At 46.2% G+C, this 7,221-nt stretch carries 9 protein-coding genes; 2 read left to right on the forward strand and 7 right to left on the reverse strand.

The window, feature by feature from the left end; genetic code table 11:
* Positions 1–38: 38 nt before the first annotated feature.
* Positions 39–227: a hypothetical protein gene (locus tag IGQ44_04470; GenBank protein HIK37228.1), complete on the reverse strand. Its 189-nt coding sequence runs from the start codon at positions 225–227 to the stop codon at positions 39–41.
* Between the two features lie 160 nt (positions 228–387).
* On the opposite strand from IGQ44_04470, the gene IGQ44_04475 reads away from it, so the two are divergent.
* Both IGQ44_04475 and IGQ44_04480 read left to right on the forward strand, forming a co-directional pair.
* Entirely contained in the window at positions 388–609 is a 222-nt protein-coding gene (locus IGQ44_04475) for a hypothetical protein (protein HIK37229.1), read from the forward strand.
* Positions 610–631: 22 nt separating this feature from the next.
* A complete protein-coding gene (locus tag IGQ44_04480; protein HIK37230.1) occupies positions 632–1,183 on the forward strand; it encodes a TIGR04376 family protein in 552 nt (183 codons plus the stop codon).
* Here the strand turns inward: IGQ44_04480 and dndC are convergent.
* The 6 genes from dndC to IGQ44_04510 all read right to left on the reverse strand — a co-directional run.
* Positions 1,180–2,733, reverse strand: a complete 1,554-nt coding sequence (gene dndC, locus IGQ44_04485; protein HIK37231.1) for a DNA phosphorothioation system sulfurtransferase DndC — start codon at positions 2,731–2,733, stop codon at positions 1,180–1,182. The genes IGQ44_04480 and dndC overlap by 4 nt on opposite strands.
* Before the next feature lie 43 nt (positions 2,734–2,776).
* Complete coding sequence (gene pyrR, locus IGQ44_04490; protein HIK37232.1) at positions 2,777–3,310, reverse strand: bifunctional pyr operon transcriptional regulator/uracil phosphoribosyltransferase PyrR; 534 nt, start codon at positions 3,308–3,310, stop codon at positions 2,777–2,779.
* On the reverse strand, positions 3,307–4,056 hold the full coding sequence (locus tag IGQ44_04495) for a Stp1/IreP family PP2C-type Ser/Thr phosphatase (GenBank protein ID HIK37233.1): 750 nt from the start codon (positions 4,054–4,056) through the stop codon (positions 3,307–3,309). The genes pyrR and IGQ44_04495 overlap by 4 nt, the downstream gene beginning before the upstream one ends.
* Positions 4,057–4,081: 25 nt before the next feature.
* The gene (locus IGQ44_04500) at positions 4,082–5,755 is read right to left on the reverse strand and encodes an AarF/ABC1/UbiB kinase family protein (protein HIK37234.1); all 1,674 of its coding nucleotides are present in this window, start codon (positions 5,753–5,755) and stop codon (positions 4,082–4,084) included.
* Positions 5,756–5,921: 166 nt separating this feature from the next.
* A complete protein-coding gene (locus IGQ44_04505; GenBank protein HIK37235.1) occupies positions 5,922–6,254 on the reverse strand; it encodes a hypothetical protein in 333 nt (110 codons plus the stop codon).
* 685 nt (positions 6,255–6,939) lie between these two features.
* Positions 6,940–7,221: DUF11 domain-containing protein (locus tag IGQ44_04510; GenBank protein ID HIK37236.1), on the reverse strand; the 282-nt coding region annotated here is incomplete at its 5' end.

The following is a 7,221-nucleotide window of genomic DNA, read 5'->3' on the forward strand; positions in this document are numbered from 1 at the left end:
TACACCATGCCGCCCCCTTCGCCACCTCCCCCTCCCCCTCATGCCAATGCCAAAACTTCTGGGAATGCCCACTCTTCCAATCCCTCTCCTCCCCCTCCCCATTCCAATTCCAATTCCAATTCCAATTCCAATTCCAATTTTCCCCCTCCTTTTCCCCAGCCTACATCCCCCGGTGGCAATGGCGTTGTAACACGGTCCAATTTTTCCTCAACTTTTTCCCCTTCCAATCCTTCCCCTTCAATTCCCCGTCGAATACCTCAGCCAAAACCTCCTAGACTAGCCAAAGTACCTATTCTTAATCCCCCCAGGGAGGATACTCTCTTTTTTTCCACTACCAATTCCTCTTACCCCACCAAAACCGCTTTTAATTCCCAGTCTAATTCTGGGATGGGTGCGGAGGCGGTGGGGAATAACACTTTGGTGGGGATAGTGCACTTGCCTGATAATAGTAGTGTTGCCCTGTTTAAAATCAATGATATAACCGAGAGGGTTTCTGTGGGGGAGGAAATTGGTAATACTGGCTGGGTTTTGACGGGGGTTGATGGCAAAAAGGCGTTGATTAGTCGTCAGAATCAGTTTAAATCTCTCCTAGTAGGTGAGAGTTTTTAGCTTTATTTTGGAGGTTAATCTTATGGGTATTCTTGATGATTTTCTCAACTTTTTGGAAAATAGCATTGAGGATTTTCTCCAAAAAAATCCCGAGTTGAACCTGAATATTCTTGCCCAGGAAATTAAACAGGAGAAAAGGGATACCCTCGAGTTAATCTCTCAGTTGGAAAACCAGGAAAAGCAGGTGGAATCCCAAATCTTAGCCACTGCTGAAGACATAAAGAAATGGGCACAAAGGGAGGAAAAAGCCAGAAATCTTCAGCGATATGATCTTGCACAAGACGCTGCGCAAGTAAAATATCAGCTGTTAGAAAAAGGCAGCTATCTCTGGCAAGAAATGACAAAATTAAAGGAAAAAATAGCTGAAAGTAAGAGAAAATTGGCATCCCTTGAAAAAAAAGAAATGGAAGTAAACCTAAAGTTGGAAGAAATAAGAAGGGAAAAGGCGAGAGAAACTGGTGTTTTTTATGAGAGAAAAGTGGAGGGGAAAAGTTACCATGATATAGAGCAAAAGTTCAGAAATTGGGAGATAGAAATGGAGTTGGAGGAAATGAAGAAGAAAATGGGGGGTTAAGAGGGGAATTTGATTTCCCCCCAGGAGAGGGTTTGTTGAAGGGCTTTTACATCCTTTTCTCGGGCCGCCTTTCTAAGTCTCTGTACCATCAGAGCATGGGCAATAGCTTCTTCTCTGCTGCGGGAACTGGTTTCAAAACACTTTTCTAAGGCCTTATAAATGCCAACACGACGCACTTTAGTATAGTATTGTCTTTCTATGTCTAATAGGCGAGTAACCAACTCTAGACGCATGGCGTCATCCCCGCATATTTCTTCTAAAAGTTGCCATTCTTCTCGCCCTAAAAGGGGTTTATCAACTCGTCCGTAGACGGTGGGATAGGGGAATTTTTCGCCGGTTACTTCTTCATAAATAAAGGGTAAACTGTCGTCAAATTCATGCTTTTCTTCCAGCCAAATGCGACGAATTTCATGTAATTCTTCCATGGAAATTAACTGGACATCGCGGTATTCTGGGGGCGCATTTTTGCGAATGCTAACCTGAGCCTCCAGGAGTTTCCTTAACCAGTATTCTCGCCATTTTTTCAGGTAGGGGCCAGGGATGGGTTCAATGGAAATTTGGCCATTTTCCAGGCGGCGTTCATACAATTCCACCTTACCATTAAGACGACGAAAATCCCGTTTATCTCTATCGTCAACAGCATCTAATTCGTTGCGCAGCTCCAAAAGAGGCTGCAACCATTTCTTCTCCTCGTCATTTTGAATCATGGCCTCCATGGATTTATCTCTGCTTACCATGGTGCACACCCAGCAGCCAAAACGGGAGTCGCCACAGGAGGGGGTTTGGGTATCCAGTACGAGGGGGCACTCATTGTCGGCGGTGGCGCCGCGATACAGGGCAAACAAGTCCTGATTGTCGCCACCCCAGGGGTTGGGATATTGGAGGAGATAAAACCAGACGTCAGAGGTTTGCCAATCCTCGATGGGGGTGTAGATGTAGGAGTTGGGGAAACGGGAGTGAATGTTCAATCTGGCTTGAATTCTCTCAAGACGGGCATGTTTTTCCATATTGATGGCCCGGCTAATACTCTCTGCCTTGCGGGTGCCCAGGACAAGTATAATTTCCCCGTGACGACGGAGTGTTTTGCGAATGAAATTATCGGCAGGTTGTATTTTCAGTCTATCAGTACACCAGCGGAAGCCCCTACGGGGTGCGGGATAGCCTTTGCCGATGAGACACACCCAGAAACTGTCTTTAACTTCAGGATAAAGCAGGTGGGCTTCAAAGGGCATATTGTGTTGGGTGGCTGCCTCTTGGAGTTTGGCAATACGGCTTTTTACCCAACTGGCGACAATGGGATTTTCTACCCGGGTATCGGTGGTGATGACGTAGACTTTTTTGTGGCGTTTAGGAGGTGGCAACTGGAAAATGGCATTCCAAACTAGTTGTAACACACAGGAGCTATCCTTCCCGCCACTATAACCAATAATCCAAGGCAGATGATCTTGGCAGTATAGCTGTTGTATTTCTGCCGTCAAGGCCTCGATTTCTTCTACCAATTCGGCGGCTGGGCGGGGGTTGGCGAAAAGGGACAACTGTTGGTTGGTCATTCTTGGTTTTCCTTCACGGTGGGACTATTTGAGACCATTTGAACTATTTGAGCAGTTCGACGGCATCCCGTCCATCTACAGCTTCAAGATATACTTTTACCTGTTCCTCTTTGGAGGTGGGGAGGGTTTTGCCGACAAAGTCGGGGTGGATGGGCAGTTGACGATGCCCTCTGTCTATCAAAACCAGGAGTTTAACAATTTCAGGACGGCCGTATTCGTTGATGGCATTGAGGGCGGCGCGGATGGTGCGGCCCTTGTATATCACATCGTCCACCAGGATTACAGTTTTCCCGGTCAAATCCAGGGGTATTTCTGTTTTTTTTGGGGTTCTGGTCCGAATTTGGTCCAAATCGTCCCTGTAGAAGGTAATATCTAAAGCTCCTACTGGTGGTCTTATTCCTTCAATCATTGCTATGTGTTCTGCCAAAAGATGGGCTAGGGGAACCCCTCTAGTATAAATACCTAACAGAACCACCTGGGACAAATCATCTACCTCCTCCACCACCTGAGATGCCAATCGGGTGAGGGTACGACGCATCTCGTCTGCAGAGAGGATTTCTACCACCTGGCCATTCATTGGGGATTGGCTTCCTCGTCTTGTATCTTCACAAGTACCACAGTTATGTTATCAGAGCCCCCACCATCTTTGGCATTTTTGATGAGGGTTTGGGCCGCCTCCTGTAGGTCTTTGGCCTCTTGTAAAGATTTGTTGATTGCTTCATCAGAGACTTCTTCGGTGAGGCCATCACTGCACAACAGGAGAATGTCACCGGGTTGTAGTCCTTCGAGTTTTTTAATGTCAAGACCCTCCAAAAGATCGCGACGGCCTAAACACTGAGATAAAACATGGCGCCAGGGGTGGTATTTAGCATCTTCGGCACTGATTTCCCCCGCCCTCACGGCCTGAGCAATCCAGGTGTGATCTAAGGTTAATTGTTGCAGTTGGCCTTGGTGCCAAAGATATAGGCGAGAATCTCCTACGTGGGCATGCCATATTTCTTCCTGGCGAAACATTACCACTACCAGGGTAGTGCCCATATCTCCTCTTTCGGGGTGAAGGACTTGTTGTTCCAAAATTTGCTCGTTAGCCTGGTATATGGCCTTTTCGATGAGATCGTAGGAGTTTATGGGAGCCTCCCAATGGGACTCAAAATAGTCCTTCACTACCTCTGTGGCGATTCTACTTGCCTCCTCGCCGCCGGCATGTCCTCCCATCCCATCGGCAAGAATAAAAAAACGTCCTTGTGGGTCGATATAATGGTTGTCTTGATTGTAGGGTCTAACTAGACCGGGATCAGTCAAGCCGACAGACTCACACTTCATAAATCCACTCACTCAGGGGTTATAATTATAGTTTACGGTCTAATTTGTCCAACTGTCTCAATAATCGTAACAAAGAGAAAACTGGCCAAATACAGATTAATACAAGAGCGAGTGCCATATTCCCCCAGCCGTTTACAAACAGGATAGTGGCAGAGAGGATGAGGGCACTGATGAAGAGGGTATAGTTGGTGGCCATTTGCATGCCCACCAGCTTACGCAGGAGACGTTCGGATTCAGAGGCTTTGACTCGGACACGAATATCCCCTTTTTCTAGTTTGTCGAGGGTATCCTCGATGCGGGCCGGTAGACCTAGTGCTTTGTTGCTGACTTCTACTGCCTGGCGGCCAATTTGATCTAGGATGGATTTACTTGCACCATTACTGAATTCGGCCATAATTTCCAAAGCGAAGGGTTGTGCCACTTCCATAAAGTTGAAATCGGGATCTAATCCTTTGCCAACCCCTTCCAGGGTGGAGAAGGCGCGCATTACAAAGGTAAAGGTAGCGGGGAAGCGAAAGGGTTGGTCATAGGCGATTTCGTACAATTCCTCACTAATCTGACTGATAGACTGTTCTTCAAAGGGTTTATCCACGAAGTTATCTAATAAGAATTGTAGGGCACGACGGACGGCGCTAGGATCTTCGGGCATTTGCAGGGCCCCCAAATCCACTAGGGCTGCAATTACCTTGTCTGCATTCTTTTCGGTGATGGCAAACAACATTTCCACTAGTTTTTCCTTCACATTGGCCTTAAGGGTGCCCATCATGCCGAAATCGTAGAAGATAAGGGAGCCATCGGGTGCTACAGCCAGGTTACCGGGGTGAGGGTCGGCATGGAAGAAGCCGTCATTTAATACTTGTTGGAGATAGGCCCTGGCGCCCAGTCTAGCCAACCGCTTGCGATCTAATCCTGCTGCCTCCAGGGCCTCGTAATTGCTGATTTTGATGCCTGGCAGGTACTCTAGAGTTAATACTCGTGGGGAGGTATAACGCCAGTATACTCTAGGTACTTTTACCCAGTCTACCCCTCGAAAGTTACGTCTAAAGGTGTCGGCATTGCGTCCTTCGTTGAGGTAATCAGCTTCTTGCCACAGAATACGACTACATTCCTCGTATATCCCCATCCAATCTCTGCCCTTGCCCCAACGGGGGTGATTTTGGAAGTAGCGGGTGATTTGTTTGAGGATAGCCAAGTCTATGGTAAACAGCTGGTGTAAGCCGGGGCGTTGGACTTTTACTACTACTTCTTCCCCTGATTTTAGTTGTGCCTTGTGTACTTGTCCCAGACTTGCGGCTGCCAGGGGAATGGGGTCAAAACTGAGGAATAATTCTTCTACAGGCTTGCCCAAGTCCTGTTGTATAATTTCCTTCACTTGCTCAAAACTAAAGGCGGGCACCTTATCTTGTAATTTTGATAATTCTTCTACATATTCTGTGGGGAACAAATCTGCCCTAGTGGAAAACAATTGTCCCACCTTAATAAAGGTTGGCCCCAATTCCAAAAGGCTTTCCCTAATCCAAATTGCTTGACGACGACGACGGGCAGCCCTTTTCTCTTCGCTATAACCGTTGAGGTAGGTCCATTTTTTGTCATTCTGCCACAGTTTGAATAATAGCAGCAGGACAAAGGTCCAAATATCTATCTGACGGCGGAGACGCGAGTAGTTCTTCTTGTTCCAACGATAGTACTTCTTCTCCATCTCCAGTTTTGGCGGCTTGGCCACCCTGGACACATTGCCACTGGAGGGCAGGTATTTGTTTGTATTAGAATATAATGCTGACACGGGCAACAGTTTTCCCTATAAGTTTTTTCTACAATGGTGATTTAAAAAAAGGGAGGACTAGGTTGGCAAAAGGGGAATTGATTCAACTCTTCTTTTGGCCTTGTCTTTGCCTGTAGTTGTTGAGTTCGGCCTTAAGACGAGCAATCTCTGCCCTTAATTCGTCCAGTAATTCTTGTAAATCAACACTTTTGTTTGCCTCCACGGTGATGGTAGTTTTGGGGTTGTAGGTCGCTTGTTTAGCCCTTTGGGCTCTTATTTTCACCTCTTCGACAAATTCTTGTAGTCTTTGCCTGGTTTCTGCGTCGAATTTGCCGATTTCGCTGAGTATCTCCGTGAGGGTATCTTCTAGCCTTTCCCCCAATACCTCTGCTAGGGCCCTGATTACAAACAGTACTTCTTCTAGGGAATTACTCATTGCAACATTTCTTAACGCTTTTTAACAACCAATTATATCTCCCCTCCCGGGCTTTTTGTCATTGTTTTTGTTTTCCGCGCCCTCCCCTTTTGCTGACAACTGTTGCCAATATTCACCCTATAATCATTTAGGCCGCAGACCATTACACTATAGTCCGTCCTCCCCTTATATTGTTTCATTTTCGGCTGGTTTTCTTTTTTTTTTACCTTTTAAAGCCTCAATTATATATCTATTTGTGGTTATAATAAAAACCTTTATTTTTATAAAATATATTATTTAAAAGCTAAATTTTTATCATTCTTGATATTTTTTATACCTGAAAATACTCTGTTTTCAAAAATTTTACCCAGCCGCCAGTTATGCGGTTGGTTTTATTATAGTTCTGGGGGTATAATGGGGCTCCAAGAGAGAATTGTTGCGGGTCAAAAGCCATTTCTCAAAGACAATTTCAATGGGGAGAAGGCAGGTTTGAGGGGTAGCCGTGGCCGAAAGTGCCACCCTTTGTGCAGCAGGTAATTTTTGTATCACTAAAAACTTTAATTTTCACTATTAGGAACATATAGTGGGTGCCAAAATAAAAAAATTTATTAGGAAAGGTGGTGGAGCAGGGGGCAATGGATAAGCCTTTTACAACCCCTGCTCATGTAAGGCCTGGTACTGTCAACGGGAGGCGACTATTGATGAACTATTTCACCCGGACGCGGAAACGGACAAAGCCATAATTTTGGCTGGAAGAAGAAGTGGTGGTATTGGCTGGTAGAGATGGGAAGGACGGCGAACCTGTGGTGCGGGTAATGTCAACTGTTACTACGCCATTGGGATTGCTGGTGATGGGATTGCCATTAATGTCAACACAGTTGGGTGGAACCTGTCCTGGCGGGTAGTACTGGCCACGATCAGGAGAATCGGCCACATTGGTAAGGTAGGCAGTGGGGGTATTACTGCCAATGGCTAGGGCAATGCCATA

It is taken from the genome of Geminocystis sp. M7585_C2015_104, assembly GCA_015295805.1.
In the GTDB taxonomy this organism is placed as follows: domain Bacteria; phylum Cyanobacteriota; class Cyanobacteriia; order Cyanobacteriales; family Cyanobacteriaceae; genus DVEF01.

Coding starts and splice junctions, on each gene's coding strand:
- IGQ44_04495 (HIK37233.1), bottom strand. CDS start 4,056: ATGAAGTGTGAGTCTGTCGGCTTGACTGATCCCGGTCTAGTTAGACCC.
- IGQ44_04505 (HIK37235.1), bottom strand. CDS start 6,254: ATGAGTAATTCCCTAGAAGAAGTACTGTTTGTAATCAGGGCCCTAGCA.
- dndC (HIK37231.1), bottom strand. CDS start 2,733: ATGACCAACCAACAGTTGTCCCTTTTCGCCAACCCCCGCCCAGCCGCC.
- IGQ44_04480 (HIK37230.1), top strand. CDS start 632: ATGGGTATTCTTGATGATTTTCTCAACTTTTTGGAAAATAGCATTGAG.
- IGQ44_04475 (HIK37229.1), top strand. CDS start 388: ATGGGTGCGGAGGCGGTGGGGAATAACACTTTGGTGGGGATAGTGCAC.
- pyrR (HIK37232.1), bottom strand. CDS start 3,310: ATGAATGGCCAGGTGGTAGAAATCCTCTCTGCAGACGAGATGCGTCGT.
- IGQ44_04500 (HIK37234.1), bottom strand. CDS start 5,755: ATGGAGAAGAAGTACTATCGTTGGAACAAGAAGAACTACTCGCGTCTC.